The following is an 18835-nucleotide window of genomic DNA, read 5'->3' as shown; positions in this document are numbered from 1 at the left end:
ATGAGCGATACTGACGGCAAGAAACCACTCGGCCTTGGCGGGTCCCGCCCCAGCAACGTAAAGCAAAGCTTTTCGCATGGACGGACCAAGAACGTTGTTGTGGAAACCAAGCGCAAGCGCGTGGTTGTGCCGAAACCCGGTGCAGCGAAACCCACGACATCCGGAACAGCAAACCGACTGGGCGGCGATCCGTCCAAGCGGCCCGCAGGCATTTCCGATGCCGAGCTGGAGCGCCGGATGAAGGCACTCGCCATGTCCAAGGCCCGCGAGGCCGAGGACGCTGCGAAACGTGCCGCCGAGGAAAAGGCGCGCGCCGAAGAGCGTGACCGCCGTCGTGCCGAAATCGAGGCAAAAGAGGCCGAAGACCGCGAACGCGAAGAACGCGCCAAGGCAAAAGCCGCCGAGGAAGAGGAAAAGCGCCGCAAGGAAGAGGCCGCGAAAAACGCGCCTGCGCCTGCCGCGTCCCCCGATCCGGCTGCCGCAGCACCCGGCGAAACAGCCGTGTCGCGCCCCTCTGCCGCGCCGCGCAAGACAGACCGTGACCGCGACGTGAAACCCCGCGACAGCAAACCCGGCCGCAGTGACGATGGTCGCCGGTCCGGCAAGCTGACGGTCAACGACGCATTGCGCGGCGGTGCCGGCGGTCGTCCGAAATCCATGGCCGCCATGAAGCGCAAGCAGGAACGCAATCGTCAAAAGGCGATGGGCGGTCAGGTCGAGCGTGAAAAGGTCGTGCGCGACGTGCAGCTGCCAGAGGCAATCACGGTGGGCGAACTGGCGAACCGCATGGCGGAACGCGTGTCCGACGTGGTGAAATCGCTGATGCAGATGGGCATGATGGTCACGCAGACCCAGACCATCGACGCGGATACCGCTGAATTGATCATCGAGGAATTCGGCCACCGCGTCGTGCGCGTGTCCGATGCCGACGTCGAGCAGGTCATCGAACAGTCCGAGGACAAACCCGCTGACCTGAGACCGCGTGCGCCGATCATCACGATCATGGGCCACGTCGACCACGGTAAAACGTCGCTGCTGGACGCGATCCGCAACGCCCGCGTCGTCGCAGGCGAGGCTGGTGGCATCACCCAGCACATCGGTGCCTATCAGGTGGTGACCAAGTCCGGTCAGACCCTGTCGTTCCTGGATACGCCCGGCCACGCTGCGTTCACGTCAATGCGGTCACGCGGCGCGCAGGTCACTGACATCGTCGTTCTGGTGGTTGCCGCTGACGATGCGGTCATGCCCCAGACGATCGAGGCGATCAACCACGCCAAGGCCGCCAAGGTCCCGATGATCGTCGCGATCAACAAGATGGACAAACCGTCGGCCGACGCCAACAAGGTCCGCACGGATCTGCTGCAACACGAGGTCATCGTCGAGGCGATGTCCGGTGACGTGCAGGACGTCGAGGTTTCGGCCCAGACGGGTCAGGGCCTGGACAACCTGCTGGACGCCATCGCGTTGCAGGCCGAAATCCTTGAACTCAAGGCCAACCCCGACCGCGCTGCCATGGGCGCCGTGATCGAGGCGCAGCTGGACGTGGGCCGTGGTCCTGTCGCGACCGTTCTGGTGCAGAACGGCACGCTGAAGCAGGGCGATATCTTTGTTGTGGGTGAACAATGGGGCAAGGTCCGCGCCCTGATCGACGACAAGGGCGACCGCGTCAAAGAGGCCGGTCCGTCCGTTCCCGTCGAGGTTCTGGGCCTTAACGGCACGCCAGAGGCAGGCGACGTTCTGAACGTGACCGAAACCGAGGCGCAGGCGCGTGAAATCGCCGACTACCGTGCACAGGTCGCCAAGGACAAGCGGGCCGCACTGGGGGCCGCCACGACGCTGGAACAGCTGATGGCCAACGCCAAGGCCAACGAAAACGTCAGCGAACTGCCGATCGTCGTCAAGGCCGACGTGCAAGGCTCTGCCGAAGCCATCGTTCAGGCGATGGAAAAGATCGGCAACGACGAGGTGCGCGTGCGCGTCCTGCATTCCGGTGTGGGTGCCATCACGGAAACCGATATCGGCCTTGCCGAGGCATCCGGTGCACCTGTCTTTGGCTTTAACGTGCGTGCAAATGCGACCGCGCGGAATTCGGCCAACCAGAAGGGCGTCGAGATCCGCTATTATTCGGTGATCTACGATCTGGTGGATGACGTGAAATCCGCCGCCAGCGGCCTGCTGGGTGACGAGATCCGCGAAAAGTTCATCGGCTATGCGAACATCAAAGAGGTGTTCAAGGTCACGGGCGTCGGCAAGGTTGCAGGCTGTATCGTCACCGAAGGTGTGGCACGTCGGTCCGCAGGCGTGCGCCTGCTGCGCGACAACGTCGTGATCCACGAAGGCACGCTGAAAACGCTCAAGCGTTTCAAGGACGAAGTTGCCGAAGTGCAGTCCGGTCAGGAATGCGGCATGGCGTTCGAGAACTACGAGGATATCCGTGACGGTGACGTCATCGAAATCTTTGAGCGCGAATCGGTCGAGCGGAACTTGTAAGGGTCTGCAATCGACGCGCAGTCCGAAAACAGGTCCGTCAGCGCTGCTGGCGGGCCTGTTTTTTTGAGTATTTTTGGCAAGATGATACAGCACGGCTGCCGCAGGCAGTGCGCGGCAGCCGGGTTTCTAGAGCCAGTCGCGCAGGATGGGGATGAGCGGGATGTCGGCGGGTGGCATGGGATAGTCGCGCAACTCTGATGCGCGGGCCCATTTCAGGATCTGCCCCTCGCGCCCCTGTGGTGTCCCGTTCCATTTGCGGCAGGCGAACAGGGGCATCAGCAGGTGGAAATCATCATAGCTGTGGCTGGCAAAGGTCAAAGGTGCGAGGCAAGAGGCCCAGGTGTCGATCCCCAGCTCTTCTTGCAGTTCTCGGATCAGCGCAGCCTCGGGGGTTTCGCCGGGTTCGACCTTGCCGCCGGGAAATTCCCAAAGGCCCGCCAGCGATTTGCCGGGTGGTCTTTGGGCCAGCAGGATGCGGCCCTCGACGTCGATCAGGGCAACGGCCGACACGAGGACCGTTTTCATGACCGGTAATCCGCGTTGATGCGGATATATTCATGGGTCAGATCACAGGTCCAGACAGTGCAGGTTCCATCGCCCAGCCCGAGGTCGACATTGATGTCGATGTTCTGGCCTTTCATGTAGGCGGCACAGGATTCTTCGGAATATTCGGGTGCGCGCCATCCGTCACGGGCCAGCACCAGATCGCCCAGGCGAATGGTCAACAGGTCGCGGTCGGCCTGTGCGCCGGACTTGCCAACCGCCATGACGATGCGGCCCCAGTTCGGGTCCTCACCGGCGATGGCGGTTTTGACCAACGGGCTGTTGGCGGTCGCCATGGCAACCAGACGCGCATCGGTGTCATTGGCGGCCCCCGTGACGTTCACGGTCACGAATTTCGTGGCACCCTCGCCGTCGCGCACGACCTGATGCGACAGGTCCAGCATGACGGCATGCAGCGCGTCCGCAAACGCGGCATTGTCGGTCACGTCCACGCCGGATGTGCCGGTGGCCCCCATCAGCAGCGTGTCGGATGTGGACGTGTCGCTGTCGACGGTGATGTTGTTGAATGTCCGGTCCGTCAGACGCGACAGCAAGGATTGCAGCGCGCTGTGGCCGATCTGTGCATCGGTAAAGATATAGACCAGCATGGTTGCCATATCGGGCGCGATCATGCCCGACCCCTTGGCGATGCCGGCAATCTGAACGGGCTTGCCGTTGATGGTGACGGTCTGTGCCGACCCCTTGGCAAAGGTGTCGGTTGTCATGATGGCGCGGGCGGCCTCGGCGATCCCGTCGGGTGACTGGGCTGCCATCAGGTCGTCCAGTTTGGCGGTGATCCGATCGTCCGGCAAAGGTTCCCCGATCACCCCGGTCGAGGAGGTATAGACCCTGTCAAGCGGCACATCTGCGCGGGCGGCAACACCTTCGCAGATGCGTTTGACCGAGGATTCGCCCGCCTTGCCCGTGAACGCGTTGGAATTGCCGGAGTTTACAAGGATGGCTGCCCCTGCCTGCGCATCGCTGCCCATCTTGGCCTGGCAGTCCAGCACGTTGGCCGACCGCGTGGCCGACCGGGTAAAGACGCCTGCAATGGTGCTGCCGGGGGCCAGCAGCGCCAACATCACGTCAGTGCGGTTCTGGTATTTGACCCCCGCGGCACCCGCCGCAAAGGTCACGCCGTCGATGACGGGCAGGTCAGGAAATGCAGCGGGTGCAAGCGGGGACAGAGCCATGGTTCAGGGTTCCAGCAGTTCGAGGTTGTTCAAGAGTTCTGCGTCGATCGCGCCGGTTTCCGGCAGGGTGATCGCGGTCGCATCGCGCAGTTCCGCGATGCGCGCCGTGATCGCCTCTTCCTGAATGGCGCTGCTGATTTCGCCGCGCACCTCTTCGAGGTCGGGGGCCGCCACGGGGCGGGTGTCGTTCAGCTTGATCACATGCCAGCCGAACTGGGTCTGCACCGGTGCGGACACCGCGCCCACCTCCATGTCAACGACGGCGGCCTCGAACTCGGGGACCATGGCACCAGTGCTGAACCAGCCCAATTCGCCGCCATTGGGTCCGGACGGTCCGGTGGACAGTTCCATCGCCAGCGCGGCGAAATCCTCGTCCGCTGCGCGTTCGGCTGCGGCCTGCGCCTCTTCCTCGGTTTCGACCAGCAGATGGCTTGCGTTGTATTCGGTTGCGGGGTTCGCCTCGAATTCGGCAATGATTTCGTCATAGCGGGCCTGAACGGCCTCTTCCGTGACCGCCTCACCGGTCAGCGCGGTGATGACTTCACCGGCCTTGAGGGACCGTTCTTCGTTCGCAAGTGACAGTGCGACACGGGATGGCACATCGGTCAGCGATGCGGCTAGCAGTTCCTGCTGGACCAGCTGGTCCACGATGCCCTCGAACAGGACATCGGCGGGGAACTGGTCGTATTGCGCAGGCAATTGTGCGCGGGCGATGATCATTTCGCCCAGCGTGATTTCGGTGTCACCGACAGTGGCGACGACGGTGGATGCATCCTGTGCGACGGCGGTCTGCGCGCTGCCTGCGATGACGGCTGCGCCCATCAGGGCGGTCAGTCTGTTCATGGGGTCGTGTCCTTTCATCATTGCGCCAAAAACGAGCGCACGTTGACAGTATTGGGTCGGCCCCTTACATCGGCTGCAAGCCTTGAGGGGGCTGGTCTCGGCCCTGTTTAGGGGCGCAGGCGATAGCCTACAAGCAACCTCCTCTGTCATTCGGATCACATGGGCGCCATTCGCCCGCGGAGAGATTATGCTGGGTCTTGGAACCATCACCAAAAAGGTCTTTGGGACCGCCAATGATCGCAAGGTCAAATCCGTCCGCCCGCTGATCGCACAGATCAACGCGCTTGAATCAGAATTCAGCGCCCTGACCGACGCCGAAATCATCGACCGCACCCGGAGCCTTCAGGACCGCGCCAAGGGTGGCGAAAGCCTGGATGCGCTGCTGCCAGAAGCATTCGCCAACTGCCGCGAGGCCGCGCGCCGCGCACTGGGTCTGCGGGCGTTCGATACCCAGTTGATGGGCGGCATCTTCCTGCATCAGGGCAATATCGCCGAAATGAAAACCGGCGAGGGCAAGACACTGGTCGCGACGTTCCCGGCCTATCTGAACGCACTGTCGGGCGAGGGTGTTCATATCGTCACCGTGAACGACTACCTCGCACGGCGCGACGCCGAATGGATGTCCAAGGTCTATGCAGCCCTTGGCATGACCACCGGCGTCGTGGTCCCGCAGCAGCCCGACGAGGAAAAGAAACACGCCTACCAGTGCGACGTGACCTATGCCACGAACAACGAACTGGGGTTCGACTACCTGCGCGACAACATGAAATCCGAACTGTCGCAAATGTATCAGCGGCCGCATAACTTTGCGATCGTGGACGAGGTCGATAGCATCCTGATCGACGAGGCGCGCACGCCGCTGATCATTTCCGGCCCTGCGCAGGATCGGTCCGAGATGTACCGCGAAATCGACAAGATCGTGCCGGGCATCCAGGACGACCATTTCACGCTGGACGAAAAGACCCGTCAGGTGACCTATACCGACGAAGGCAACGATTACCTGGAGGACGCGCTGTCCCGTGCGGGTCAGTTGCCAGAGGGTCAATCGCTGTATGATCCCGAGAGTGCGTCACTGGTGCACCACGTCAACCAGGCCCTGCGTGCGCACAAGCTGTTCACTAAGGACAAAGATTACATCGTGCGCGGCGACGACGTCGTGCTGATCGACGAATTCACGGGGCGCATGATGACGGGCCGCCGCCTATCCGACGGTCTGCATCAGGCGATCGAGGCCAAGGAGGGCGTCCAGATTCGCCCTGAAAACGTGACCCTCGCATCCGTTACGTTCCAGAACTATTTCCGCCTGTATAACAAACTGGCGGGCATGACCGGCACCGCGCTGACCGAGGCCGACGAATTCCGCGAGATCTACCGCCTTGGTGTGGTCGAGGTGCCGACAAACAAGCCCATCGCGCGGCAGGATGAAAACGATCAGGTCTACCGGACCGCGGTCGAGAAATTCAACGGTGTGGTCGAGGAAATCAAGACCGCGCACGCCAAGGGGCAGCCGGTCCTTGTTGGCACCACGTCGATCGAAAAATCCGAATTCCTGTCGCAACTGCTGACCAAGGAAGGCATCACGCACAACGTGCTGAACGCCCGTCAGCATGAACAAGAGGCGCAGATCATCGCGGATGCCGGCAAGATCGGGGCAGTGACCATCGCCACCAACATGGCCGGTCGCGGCACCGACATTCAGCTGGGCGGCAACGTCGAGATGAAGGTTCAAGAGGCACTGGCCGAAAAACCTGATGCCGACGTTGACGCCCTGCGTCAGCAGATCGAGGCCGACCACGCCGACGAGAAAACCCGCGTGCTCGAGGCTGGCGGTCTGTTCGTGCTGGCGACCGAACGCCACGAAAGCCGCCGGATCGACAACCAGCTGCGCGGACGTTCGGGCCGTCAGGGCGACCCGGGCCGGTCGGTGTTTTTCCTCTCGCTCGAGGATGACTTGATGCGGATTTTCGGGTCCGAGCGTCTGGAAAAGGTGCTGTCCACGCTGGGCATGAAAGAGGGCGAGGCGATCGTCCACCCTTGGGTGAACAAGTCGTTGGAACGCGCCCAGGCCAAGGTCGAGGGCCGCAACTTTGATATCCGCAAGCAACTGCTGAAATACGACGACGTGATGAACGAACAGCGCAAGGTCATCTTTGGCCAGCGCCGCGAGATCATGGAAGCGCAGGATCTGTCCGAAATCACCGCTGACATGCGTCATCAGGTGATCGAGGATATGGTCGATGACTTTATGCCGCCAAAATCCTACGCCGATCAATGGGATACCGAGGGGCTGAGCGCCGAGGTCAAACGCGTTCTGGGTGTCGACGCCCCCGTCACCGCATGGGGCGAAGAAGAAGGCGTCGATAATGCCGACATGCGCGAGCGTCTGGAAAAAGCCAGCGACGATGCCATGGCCGAAAAAGAGGCGTCCTTTGGCGCGGACACCATGCGCAGCGTGGAAAAGCAGATTCTGCTGCAAACCATCGACACCAAATGGCGTGAACATCTGGTGACGTTGGAACACCTGCGGTCTGTCGTCGGTTTCCGTGGCTACGCCCAGCGTGACCCGCTGAACGAATACAAGACCGAAGGTTTCCAGCTGTTCGAACGTCTGCTGGACGGTCTGCGGATCGATGTGACCGAAAAACTGTCTCAGATCCGGCCGATGTCGCCCGAACAGCAGCAGCAGTTGATCGCCCAGATGAAGGCGCAGGCCGCCGCGCGTGCGGATGCCAGCCTGGAGAGGGCGACCTCGGCCCAGACGCCGGGCGACGCCTCGGCACGTGCAGTTTTCGTTGAGGACGACCCCAAGACTTGGGGCAATCCTGGCCGGAACGATGCCTGCCCATGCGGGTCGGGTAAAAAGTTCAAGCATTGTCACGGTCAGGTCTGACGCGGCATCAGGAAAACCTGTCCGGATCCGGCCCACGGGCTTGACCCGGCCAGAGCAGATGACCCAACTGGCCGAGTTCTGGCGGACATGGGCACCCACGTCACGGGCAACCCGTCGGTTAAGGTTTGTGAACTGCTGGTCACCTATTTTGGCTATGATCTGCGCTGATCGCGACATCTACGCTGCCGCATTCATGCCACGTTAATTCCGCGAGTCCGTCCCGCTGACGACACGGGGGAATGTCACACCTGCCCCAAGTCATTGGACGAGGAGTGGGACATGCGGACCAAGATGAAGAAATATGCCACCGCCGGGCTGACGTTTTCCGCAGCACTCGGCATTGGTACGGCCATGCAATACGGCGACGCACTTGCGTCGCGCATCGGCGGCGACGACGCACCGCAGGCGATGACGCAGCCGCCCGTACGCACCGCAACCGCAGCCCCCGGCATGATTCCACTGCCCAAGGCAGCACCCGAACCAGCCGTGGCGATTGAACCGGTTGCAGCGACCCCATCCGCACCCGTCCTGCAGACACCAGAGGCCATGCCCCTGCCTCAGATCAAATCTGTAGAGGCTGCGCCAGAAGTGGTTGCAGAACCCGAGGAAGAGATCGAGGTCGAAATCGCCGATTGCAACCCCAAAATGGCTGCTCAGGTGCTGCCGATCGCGATGGTGCAGATCACATTGACGGACACTTGCCGTCCGAACGAGGCCGTCACGATCCATCATCGTGGCATGATGTTTCAGAACCTGACCGACGATGACGGTGCATTGGTCGTGACGGTGCCGGCACTGGCGCGTAACGCGCTGTTCGTGGCTGATTTCGGCACGGGTCTTGGGGCTGCTGCCAGCGCGGACGTGTCCGACATCGACCAATACGACCGTGCCGTGCTGCAATGGCAGGGGGCAGAGGATATTCAGTTGCACGCCCTCGAGTTTGGTGCGGCATATTTCGAGGACGGCCATATCTGGAACGGCGCAACCGGCGATCTGGCCGCTGCGGAATTCGGAACAGGCGGAGTCCTGACGCCGTTGGGTGATCCGGCGATCAGCGACGGTTTCATGGCCGAGGTCTATACATTCCCAAGCGGGTCCAACGCCCGCGATGGCAATGTGGCACTCAGCGTCGAGGCAGAAGTGACAGCAGGGAATTGCGGTCGTCAGGTCGCGGCTCAAAGCCTCCAGGTGGTTCCGGGTAAGCCCACGGATGCGACCGATCTGGTAATGTCGATGCCCGATTGCGATGCAGTTGGTGAATTTCTGGTGTTGAATAATATGTTCGAGGACCTGACACTCGCGGCACGATGAATGCACGCGACAGGTTCCGATCCATCTTGAAAAGTGCGGCAGCTTCGGTTGCCGCACTTTTCGCGTGCTTGTCCCCACTGGCTGCCCAAGAGGTGACGATCACCTCGGCGCAGGGTGGGCTAAGCGTGACGGGGCGGATCGTCAGTTACGACGGGCAATACATGCGCGTAGAATCGGACTATGGTCCGCTGACGGTCGACTACTCCACGGTGCAATGCAGCGGTGCCGCATGCCCTGATCCCGCACAATACGTGCCGCGGTTGCGTATCTCTGGCGAGGCGCGCGCCACCGAAATTCTGTTGCCGGCGCTGCTGGACGGATTCGCCCGACAGGCTGACCTGACGGCACAGCAGATCGTGACGGACGATATGCTATCCGGCATTATGCTGCTGGATGCCCAGAATGCGCCCGTGCTGGACGTGCCTGTCCTGCCATCCAATTCCGCCGAGGCGTTTGCAGATTTGGTGACCTTTCGGGCCGATGCCGCGCTGTCGTTCCGGGAAATCCTTGATGTTGAAAACCAGCGGGCAGCTGACGTGGGCCTCGCGGATTTGCGCGGGTTGGGCCATGCGTTCATCCTTGGGATTGATGCATTGGTGCCCATCGTGTCCCCACTTAATCCGCAACGCAGGATCGACCCCGGTCTGCTGGATGCCGCCTTTACCGGGGTTGTGACCGCCTGGCCCGATGGCACGCCGTTGTCATTGCATCTGGGGCCCGAACTTGACGGGCAAGCGGATGCCTTTCTTGCCAGTCTGCCGGGGGATGCCGCATCCTTGACCCGGCACCGTGACGCTGCCGCCCTGAGTGCCGCTGTGGCAGAGGATGTCGGGGCGCTGGGCGTCACCGCCCTGTCGGAAACCGGTGTGGCCCAGGCTGTCAGTCTGGTCGATACCTGCGGTCTGGTCAGTGCGCCGCGTATCAGCAGCATCAAGACGCAGGATTACCCGCTGACCACCCCACTGTTCCTGACGTTGGCCCAGCAGCGGCAGCCGCAGATCGTCCTCGATTTCCTGGGCTACCTGCGCAGCCCCGAGGCGCATCTGATCATTCGCCGCGCGGGTCTCGTGGATTTGGGTGTGGTGCCCATTCCGCTGGATGGGCAAGGCGGGCGGCTTGCCCATGCGATCACGATTGCAGGCGTGGATACGCCACTGACCGAATTGCAGCGCATGGTGCAACTGATGCACGCCCGCGCGCGGTCGTCGCTGACGTTCCGCTTTGATGTCGGCACCGCGACGCTGGATCCTGTCTCGAACGCAAACCTGTTGACGCTGGCCCATGACATCCGGGCGGGACTGTATGATGGGCGTGACATACTATTGATCGGTTTCAGTGACGGCGAGGGGCCGGCGCTTGCCAATCTGGAACTCTCTGGGGAACGTGCGAAGCGTGTCCGTGACCGCCTGCTGGATGTCCTGGGTGATGATTTGCCTGAAACCGTACAGATCGACACGGCAGCCTTTGGAGAGGCGCTGCCCATCGGTTGCGACGACACAGCCCGCGGTCGTCAGGCGAATCGCCGGGTCGAAGTCTGGATCGGCGACTAAAGAAGACCCTCTGCGCGGAATGACAATTCGCGTGATTTTCCGATGATCAGATGATCATGCACTGTGATACGCATGGTTTCTGCAGCGGCGGCGATCTGCCGTGTCATGGCGATATCGGCGTCGGATGGGGTCGGGTCGCCCGAGGGATGGTTGTGCACCAGGATCAGCGATGCCGCGTTCAGTTCCAGCGCGCGTTTCACCACCTCGCGCGGGTAAACGGGAACATGGTCGATGGTGCCACTGGCCTGTGCCTCGTCCGCGATCAGCGTGTTGCGGGTATCCAGAAAAAGGATGCGGAATTGTTCGGTATCACGATGCGACATGACCGTATGGCAGTAGTCCAGCAGCGCATCCCAGCTGGACACGACGTGTCGTTGCATCACGCGGCCACGCGCCATGCGATGGGTCGCCGCCTCGACCAGTTTCAGGTCCGTGATGACCGCATCGCCCACACCCTTGATCCTGCCCAACCTGTCAGGGGTGGCGGAGAGCACGCCGTTCAAGTCGCCAAAGTGGTCGATCAACGCCCGCGCCAGCGGTTTCACGTCCTGCCGGGGGATGGACCGGAACAGCAGCAGTTCCAACATTTCGTAGTCAGGCAAGGCCGCCGCCCCGCCGGTGCGAAACCTGTCGCGCAACCGCGCCCGATGATCCCGCAGATATGATGGCTGACGAGCGCCGCCGGATGGGCACGCGGCCTCGTCCGGGTCGCCAAAGATGGGAAGGGTATCCTGAAATCCAGTCATGCCATCAGAGTGACGCCAATGAATGAAGACAGGGTTAACCGCGATCCGGTGCGGCCTGAGATGACATCATAATCGTCAAAGAAAAACGGCCCGAACCATGCAGGTCCGGGCCGTTGTGGGTCGGTCAGACGGGGCGTTCAGCCCTTCATGGAATCCCAGAACCCTTTGACTGACTTGAAAAAACTGGACCCTTGCGGGTTGTTTTCCTTGGACAGTGTATCGAATTCGCGCAGGATTTCCTTCTGCCGCGAGGTCAGGTTCACAGGCGTCTCAACCGCCAGTTCGATGAACATGTCACCGGCACCGCCGCCACGCAGGGCGGGCATGCCCTTGCCGCGCAGGCGCATCTGACGCCCCGATTGCGACCCTTCGGGAATCTTGACCCTGCTGCGGCCACCGTCGATTGTCGGCACTTCGATTTCGCCACCCAGTGCAGCGGCTGCGATGCTGACGGGCACGCGGCAGAACAGGTTCGATGATTCCCGTTCGAACAGCTGGTGATCCTCGACCTCGATAAAGATATACAGATCGCCCGCCGGTCCGCCGCGCATCCCGGCCTCGCCTTCGCCGGCCAGACGGATACGGGTGCCCGTTTCCACCCCGGCCGGGATGTTCACCGACAGGGACTTTTCCTTTTCCACACGTCCTGCGCCGTGGCACACGCGGCACGGATTTTTCACTGTCTGGCCTGCGCCGTTGCAGGTCGGACAGGTCCGTTCCACTGTGAAAAAGCCCTGCTGCGCGCGCACCTTGCCCATGCCGGAACAGGTGGGGCATGTGACCGGGTCGGACCCATCCTCTGCGCCCGATCCCTTGCAGCTGCCGCATTGCACGGCCGTTGGCACGTTGATCGTCTTTTGCTGGCCGGTATAGGCATCTTCCAGCTTGACCCGCAGGTTATAGCGCAGGTCCGACCCGCGTGTCGCGCGTGCGCGCCCACCGCCGCGCTGGCCACCCATGAAATCGCCGAACAGGTCGTCGAACACATCCGAAAAGGCGGATGCGAAATCACCCTGGCCCTGCGGTCCGCGCGGTCCGCCGCCACCGCCGCCCATACCACCTTCGAATGCGGCGTGACCATAGCGGTCATAGGCCGCTTTCTTGTTGGCGTCCTTGAGGACCTCGTAGGCCTCGTTGGCTTCCTTGAATTGCTCTTCTGCCTTGGGGTTGTCGGAATTGCGGTCGGGGTGCAGTTCCTTTGCCTTCTGGCGGTAGGCTTTCTTGATCTCGGCCGCATCTGCGCCACGCGCCAGCCCGAGAGTTTCGTAGTAATCGCGTTTTGCCATTGTGTTCCCCTCTGGGAATGGAAAAAGACCGGCCCGGTTAAAGGGGCCGGTCTATTCCGTCAGGCGAATGCCTTAGTTGCGCTTTTCGTCGTCCAGATCTTCAAAGTCGGCGTCGAGGATGTCGTCATCCGCATCGGCCCCCTTTGGTTCATCCGACCCGCCGTCCTCGGCCTCCTGGCTGGCCTTGTAGATGGCCTCGCCCAGCTTCATCGCGGATTCGGTGACGTTCTGGATGCCGGACTTGATCTTGGCGGAATCGTTCTTTTCCAGATCGTCCTTGAGGGCGGCAATGGCCAGCTCGATCGCCTCGATCGTGGTCGGATCGACCTTATCCGCATGCTCTTCCATCGACTTTTCGGTCGAGTGAATCAGGCTCTCTGCCTGGTTCTTGGCTTCGACCAGCTCGCGGCGTTCCTTGTCGGCGTCCGCGTTGGCCTCTGCGTCCTTGACCATTTCCTCGATGTCCTCGTCGGACAGACCGCCGGACGCCTGAATGGTGATCGTCTGTTCCTTGCCGGTGCCCTTGTCCTTGGCACCCACGGACACGATGCCGTTGGCGTCGATGTCAAAGGTGACTTCGATCTGGGGCATGCCGCGCGGTGCGGGCGGGATACCTTCGAGATTGAACTGACCCAGCATCTTGTTGTCGGCCGCCATCTCGCGCTCACCCTGGAAAACACGCAGGGTCACGGCGTTCTGGTTGTCCTCGGCGGTCGAGAACGTCTGCGACTTTTTCGTCGGGATCGTCGTGTTGCGGTCGATCAGGCGGGTGAACACACCGCCCAGCGTTTCGATGCCCAGCGACAGCGGGGTCACGTCCAGCAGGACCACGTCCTTGACGTCGCCTTGCAGCACGCCGGCCTGAATGGCGGCACCCATGGCAACGACCTCATCGGGGTTCACGCCCTGATGCGCCTCTTTGCCAAAGAACTTGGCGACTTCTTCCTTAACCTTGGGCATGCGGGTCATGCCGCCGACGAGGACGACCTCGTCGATGTCACCGACGGACAGGCCGGCATCCTTCAGCGCGTCCTTGCACGGTTTGATCGAATTCTTGATCAGGTCGGACACCAGGCTTTCCAGCTTGGCGCGGGTCAGCTTCATGACCATGTGCAGCGGCTGGCCGTTGGAGCCCATCGAGATGAAGGGCTGGTTGATTTCGGTCGAAGAAGAGCTGGACAGCTCGATCTTGGCCTTTTCAGCAGCTTCCTTCAGACGCTGAAGCGCCATCTTGTCTTTGGTCAGATCGACGGAATGCTCTTTCTTGAACTCGTCAGCGAGGTAGTTGACGATCCGCATGTCGAAATCTTCACCACCCAGGAACGTGTCGCCGTTGGTGGATTTCACTTCGAACAGGCCGTCGTCGATTTCCAGGATGGTCACGTCGAACGTACCGCCACCCAGGTCATAGACGGCGATCGTCTTGGTGTCTTTTTTGTCCAGACCATAGGCCAGTGCGGCGGCGGTCGGCTCGTTGATGATGCGCAACACTTCCAGACCGGCAATCTTGCCTGCGTCCTTGGTCGCCTGACGTTGGGCGTCGTTGAAATAGGCGGGCACCGTGATGACGGCCTGCGTGACTTCTTCGCCCAGATAGCTCTCGGCGGTTTCTTTCATCTTGCCCAGGATGAATGCGGAAATCTGCGACGGGGAATATTTCTCGCCCTTGGCGGATACCCATGCGTCGCCATTGCCGCCGTCGACCACGTCGAACGGCATGTTCTTCTTGTCCTTGGCCAGATCCTGATCGTCGAACCGACGACCGATCAGACGCTTGACGGCGAAAATCGTGTTTTCGGGGTTGGTGACGGCCTGGCGTTTCGCCGGCTGGCCCACAAGGCGTTCGTCATCCGTGAACGCGACGATCGACGGCGTGGTGCGGGCACCTTCGCTGTTTTCGATCACGCGTGGTTTGCTGCCATCCATGATGGCAATGCAGGAGTTGGTCGTACCGAGGTCGATACCGATCACTTTGGCCATGGTTCAAATCCCTTTAACATCAGGCGGTTTGAGAGGCGCAGACCCATTGCGGCACCTGCGCCCGATTTGATTTCAGGTGCGAGGCAGAGCCTGTCACACCGACTGGCCGTATATAGGAGGGGGTTCGGGGGCCTGCAACCGGGGGTGTCGCACCAATTGCCTAGAATTTTTGCGTGGCCGTCTTGCCGGTGCGTCAGCAATCAGCGTGCCGCGTTCCACGATGCAGAGGCCTGACGCCGCGTATAGAATTCGCCCAGCAGGCCCAGCACCAGCAGGACGATCGCAACCTTGACCGGGTAGCTGACGTTGGAATTATAGGGGTGATAGTTCTCGAACACGAAGCCGCGCATCTGGTCGATGCAGTGAAACAGCGGGTTCCAGTCGAACATCACCAGCATCGACGCAGGCAGGGCGTTGGCCAGAAACATCTTGCCGCTGGCGATCATGTTCACCCGCCCGTAGATCGAACTGCCGATTTTCGCGAATTCCGGCATCCAGGGTTTGATCGCGAGGAAAATCGTGCCCACGGCGCAGCCTGAAAACCACGCCAGAATCACCATGCCCAGCGCGCCGATAGGCTGGTCGATATATACGGGCGTGAACAGGACGTGGTAGAAAAACAGCACCACAAGGATCGACAGGATTTGAAGATACAGCGCCGACAGGGCCGATGCGCAGATCGCGATCACCGTGTTCATCGGCGCGTGTTGCATCATCGCGCTGGCCGGGCCTTCGGACTGGACGATGGCGTTCATCGCCTTGGTATGGCTCATGTACAGGAAAATACCCGACATGATGTACAGCAGGAAATCACCACGCACCGCGGCACCGCGCATCCCCAGCAGCATGAACATCGCGTAGAAACTGAGAACGAATAGCACCGTCTGGAAAATGTTCAGAACCAGACCCATCAGCGCGTTGCGATGGCTCTTGCGGATGTCGCGGACGGCACTGTGATAAATCAATTCCATCATGCCAAAGACGGTGCGCGTCCGTGTTCTGCGAAGATCGGGTTGAAACATTTCACTGCCTTGCGGGTCTGTTGACGAAATTCTTGCCGTCCGTCTGCCGCCACAGCATAAGGGCCGCAGCATTGTTCATCAATCAATTCAACGTGTGGCCCAGGATTGCGAAGAAAGTATGACCATGGATTTTGAAAAGCTGACCGCCGTGATGCGTCGCCTCTCGCTCGAGGCGGGTGACCGCATCATGGAAATCTATGACAGCCCCGATTTCGAGGTCCGTTCCAAATCCGACGACAGCCCTGTGACGGCGGCGGACGAGGCGGCAGACGCAATCATCAGCGCGGGCCTGCGCGCGGCCTTTCCCGATGTGGCGCTGGTCACCGAGGAACAGTCAAAGACGCACGGCGAAACGGCCAGCACGTTCCTGATCGTCGATCCGCTGGACGGCACCAAGGAATTCATCAAACGCCGTGGCGATTTCACCGTGAACATCGCCTATGTGGTCGATGGCGCGCCGATCCGGGGCGTCGTCTATGCCCCGGCCAAGGGCCGCATGTTCTATACGCAGGCCGACGGCACCACGGTCGAGGAACTGGGACCATTCGACAAGGACACCGTGGGCGAGGTCGAGGCCATCAGCGTGTCGCGTCCCGACAACAATGCGCTGCTGGTGGTGGCATCGAAATCGCACCGTGATCAGGCGACGGACGACTACATCGACCTGTACATGGTCAAGGACATGAAATCTGCGGGCTCCTCGCTGAAATTCTGCCTGATCGCCACCGGAGAGGCGGATCTCTATCCCCGTCTGGGTCGTACGATGGAATGGGATACCGCTGCCGGTCATGCGGTGCTGAACGGTGCGGGTGGTCGTGTCGTCCGGTTTGATAACCACCAGCCGCTGCAATACGGCAAGGACGGTTTCGCCAACCCGTTCTTTATCGCCTATTCGCCCGATGTGGACTTGCTGACATCATGAGCGTCGTCATCGTCATTCCCGCCCGCTACGCCTCGACCCGTTATCCGGGCAAGCCGCTGGTGGATCTGCGCGGTGCCAATGGGACTGCGCGCAGCCTGATCCGTCGCAGCTGGGATGCCGCGATGACGGTCACGGGCGTGGACCGCGTGGTGGTCGCCACCGATGATGACCGCATCCGCGACGCGGCTCAGGCCTTCGGCGCAGAGGTCGTGATGACACCCGTGTCCTGCGCCAACGGCACCGAGCGCTGTGCCGCGGCACTCGACGCGCTGGGCAACCCCGAAATCGTCGTGAACCTGCAAGGCGACGCGCCGCTGACGCCCGCATGGTTCGTCGAGGAACTGGTCGCTGGTCTGCGTGCAAACCCAGACGCGATGGTCGCCACGCCTGTCCTGCAAACTGAAGGGTCCGCGCTGCGCGGGTTCCTCGAGGACCGTCAGGCGGGCCGCGTTGGCGGGACGACGGCCGTATTCGGCGCGGCGATGAACGCGCTTTATTTTTCCAAGGAAGTCATCCCCTATCGGGGTGAAACCTACGCTGACGATGCCATGACGCCCGTCTGGCATCACGTGGGCGTCTATGCCTACCGCCCCGATGCGCTACGGGCCTACATGACCTGGCCCACTGGTCCGTTGGAAACCCTCGAAGGGTTAGAGCAACTGCGGTTCCTGGAACAGGCGCAGCGCGTGCTCTGCGTCAAGGTCGCGGCCAAGGGGCGCGAGTTTTGGGAGCTGAACAACCCAGAGGATGTTCCCCGGATCGAGGCGATGCTGGCCAAGATGGGACTGGACTAACATGCTGCCTGTCAGTGTCGTCGTTGTCAGCCACGGCCGACCCGACGCGCTGCGGCGCTGCCTGACGGGTCTGGCGCAAATCGACTACCCGGACGTCGAGGTGATCGTGGTTGCCGATGCGACCTCTGCGCCTGCGGTGATGTCGTCGGGTCTGGCTGATGTGATCCGACTGGTACGATTCGATACGCCCAACATCTCGGCTGCGCGCAATGCAGGCGTGGCACAGGCAACGGGTGATCTGATTGCATTCATCGACGATGACGCCGTGCCCGAACCGCGTTGGCTGTCGCATCTGCTGGCCCCGTTGCAGGACGGCAGCGTCACGGTTGCCGGAGGTTTCGTGCGCGGTCGCAACGGGATCAGTTTCCAGTGGCGCGGGCGGATGGTGTTCGGTGACGGGCAGGCTGTGCCGCTGCCGGTCAAGGGCGACCGTCCGGTTCTGGTGCAGGGGTCTGTGGGTCGTGCGGCCAAGACCGAAGGAACGAACATGGCCGTGCGCCGCGATGCGTTGATGACGATCGGCGGTTTCGACCCTGCCTTTGAATTCTATCTGGATGAAACGGACGTGAACCTGCGACTGGCTGCACGCGGCGCGGTCACGGCGTTGGTGCCGCTGGCGCAGGTGCATCACGGCTATGCTGCCAGCCCGCGCCGCACGGCCGGGCGTGTGCCGCGCAATCTGTTCCAGATCGGTGCCAGCCTTGCGGTGTTCCTGCGCAAACACGGTCCAACCCGCAACCCGTCCCGCGTTCTGCACCGTGCCGAACAACGCAGAAGCCTCTTGGGCCATATGGTTGCCGGGCACATGATGCCGGGGGATGTGCGCCGAATCCTCGCGACCTTTGACGCGGGTTGGGCAGCTGGCATGACCCGCCCGTTGGGGCAGATCACGCTTGTCGAGGACCCCCGGGTTCGTTTGCGTTTTCCCACGAAGGTGCGGCCGCACGATGTCATGTCGGGACGGTTCTGGCAGGCGTCACGCTTGCGGGATGAGGCGCGCGCGCGGGTCAGCGGCGGGGCCGTCGTGACGCTGTATCTGTTTTCGTTTTCGGGCTTGTTTCATCGGGTCCGGTTCACTGACGCAGGCGTTTGGGAACAATCCGGCGGGCAGTTCGGCCGATCAGACAGGGATGCGCCGATCCTGACGTTCGTGACGGCCCGTGCGCGTTCCCTGCGCGAGGCGCAGCGCGTCCATGATCTGCGTGTGCCGCAGGTGCAAAAGTCGAATGTAAATTAAAACAACTTGTCTTGGATTTATTGCTTCT

Annotated in this window: 14 protein-coding genes; 7 read left to right on the top strand and 7 right to left on the bottom strand. The window is 61.6% G+C overall.

Features of this window, described 5'->3' with window-relative positions; translation table 11 throughout:
- Positions 1-2490: a translation initiation factor IF-2 gene (gene infB / locus BMX27_RS01055; protein WP_090158074.1), complete on the top strand. Its 2490-nt coding sequence runs from the start codon at positions 1-3 to the stop codon at positions 2488-2490.
- Positions 2491-2616: 126 nt separating this feature from the next.
- Here infB and mutT read toward each other — a convergent pair whose 3' ends face one another.
- Genes mutT through BMX27_RS01040 form a run of 3 tightly spaced genes read right to left on the bottom strand, consistent with a single transcriptional unit; the run spans position 2617 to position 5069 of the window.
- Entirely contained in the window at positions 2617-3015 is a 399-nt protein-coding gene (mutT, locus tag BMX27_RS01050; protein WP_090158073.1) for an 8-oxo-dGTP diphosphatase MutT, read from the bottom strand.
- The gene (gene argJ, locus BMX27_RS01045; protein ID WP_090158072.1) at positions 3012-4226 is read right to left on the bottom strand and encodes a bifunctional glutamate N-acetyltransferase/amino-acid acetyltransferase ArgJ; all 1215 of its coding nucleotides are present in this window, start codon (positions 4224-4226) and stop codon (positions 3012-3014) included. Before argJ ends, mutT begins: the two co-directional genes overlap by 4 nt.
- Positions 4227-4229: 3 nt before the next feature.
- Positions 4230-5069: a peptidylprolyl isomerase gene (locus BMX27_RS01040; RefSeq protein WP_090158071.1), complete on the bottom strand. Its 840-nt coding sequence runs from the start codon at positions 5067-5069 to the stop codon at positions 4230-4232.
- Between the two features lie 187 nt (positions 5070-5256).
- On the opposite strand from BMX27_RS01040, the gene secA reads away from it, so the two are divergent.
- The 3 genes from secA (at position 5257) to BMX27_RS01025 (ending at position 10820) form a co-directional block, all read left to right on the top strand.
- Entirely contained in the window at positions 5257-7959 is a 2703-nt protein-coding gene (gene secA, locus BMX27_RS01035; RefSeq protein WP_090158070.1) for a preprotein translocase subunit SecA, read from the top strand.
- A gap of 279 nt (positions 7960-8238) precedes the next feature.
- Positions 8239-9270 (top strand): hypothetical protein, encoded by a 1032-nt coding sequence (locus BMX27_RS01030; RefSeq protein WP_090158069.1) that lies wholly within the window; start codon positions 8239-8241, stop codon positions 9268-9270.
- A 68-nt stretch (positions 9271-9338) separates the two neighbouring features.
- On the top strand, positions 9339-10820 hold the full coding sequence (locus BMX27_RS01025) for a phosphate ABC transporter substrate-binding/OmpA family protein (RefSeq protein WP_177172617.1): 1482 nt from the start codon (positions 9339-9341) through the stop codon (positions 10818-10820).
- On the opposite strand, the gene radC is transcribed toward BMX27_RS01025, so the two are convergent.
- From radC to BMX27_RS01005, 4 genes are all read right to left on the bottom strand, one after another.
- On the bottom strand, positions 10817-11566 hold the full coding sequence (radC, locus tag BMX27_RS01020) for a RadC family protein (protein ID WP_090158067.1): 750 nt from the start codon (positions 11564-11566) through the stop codon (positions 10817-10819). The genes BMX27_RS01025 and radC overlap by 4 nt on opposite strands.
- A 137-nt stretch (positions 11567-11703) precedes the next feature.
- Positions 11704-12852, bottom strand: coding sequence for a molecular chaperone DnaJ (dnaJ, locus tag BMX27_RS01015; protein ID WP_090158066.1), 1149 nt, complete (start codon positions 12850-12852; stop codon positions 11704-11706).
- Between the two features lie 72 nt (positions 12853-12924).
- Positions 12925-14832, bottom strand: coding sequence for a molecular chaperone DnaK (gene dnaK, locus BMX27_RS01010; RefSeq protein ID WP_090158065.1), 1908 nt, complete (start codon positions 14830-14832; stop codon positions 12925-12927).
- Positions 14833-15032: 200 nt separating this feature from the next.
- On the bottom strand, positions 15033-15854 hold the full coding sequence (locus BMX27_RS01005) for an ABC transporter permease (protein ID WP_090158064.1): 822 nt from the start codon (positions 15852-15854) through the stop codon (positions 15033-15035).
- Positions 15855-15978: 124 nt separating this feature from the next.
- On the opposite strand from BMX27_RS01005, the gene cysQ reads away from it, so the two are divergent.
- From cysQ to BMX27_RS00990, 3 genes are read left to right on the top strand one after another with little or no spacing between them, the layout of a single operon-like run.
- The gene (cysQ, locus tag BMX27_RS01000; protein ID WP_090158697.1) at positions 15979-16776 is read left to right on the top strand and encodes a 3'(2'),5'-bisphosphate nucleotidase CysQ; all 798 of its coding nucleotides are present in this window, start codon (positions 15979-15981) and stop codon (positions 16774-16776) included.
- The gene (locus BMX27_RS00995; protein WP_090158063.1) at positions 16773-17570 is read left to right on the top strand and encodes a 3-deoxy-manno-octulosonate cytidylyltransferase family protein; all 798 of its coding nucleotides are present in this window, start codon (positions 16773-16775) and stop codon (positions 17568-17570) included. The genes cysQ and BMX27_RS00995 overlap by 4 nt, the downstream gene beginning before the upstream one ends.
- Position 17571: 1 nt before the next feature.
- Entirely contained in the window at positions 17572-18807 is a 1236-nt protein-coding gene (locus BMX27_RS00990) for a glycosyltransferase family 2 protein (protein ID WP_090158062.1), read from the top strand.
- Positions 18808-18835: the final 28 nt, after the last annotated feature.

Source organism: Loktanella sp. DSM 29012 (genome assembly GCF_900110705.1).
GTDB classification, from domain to species: domain Bacteria; phylum Pseudomonadota; class Alphaproteobacteria; order Rhodobacterales; family Rhodobacteraceae; genus Loktanella; species Loktanella gaetbuli.
This window is presented reverse-complemented; position numbering and strand designations above follow the sequence as displayed.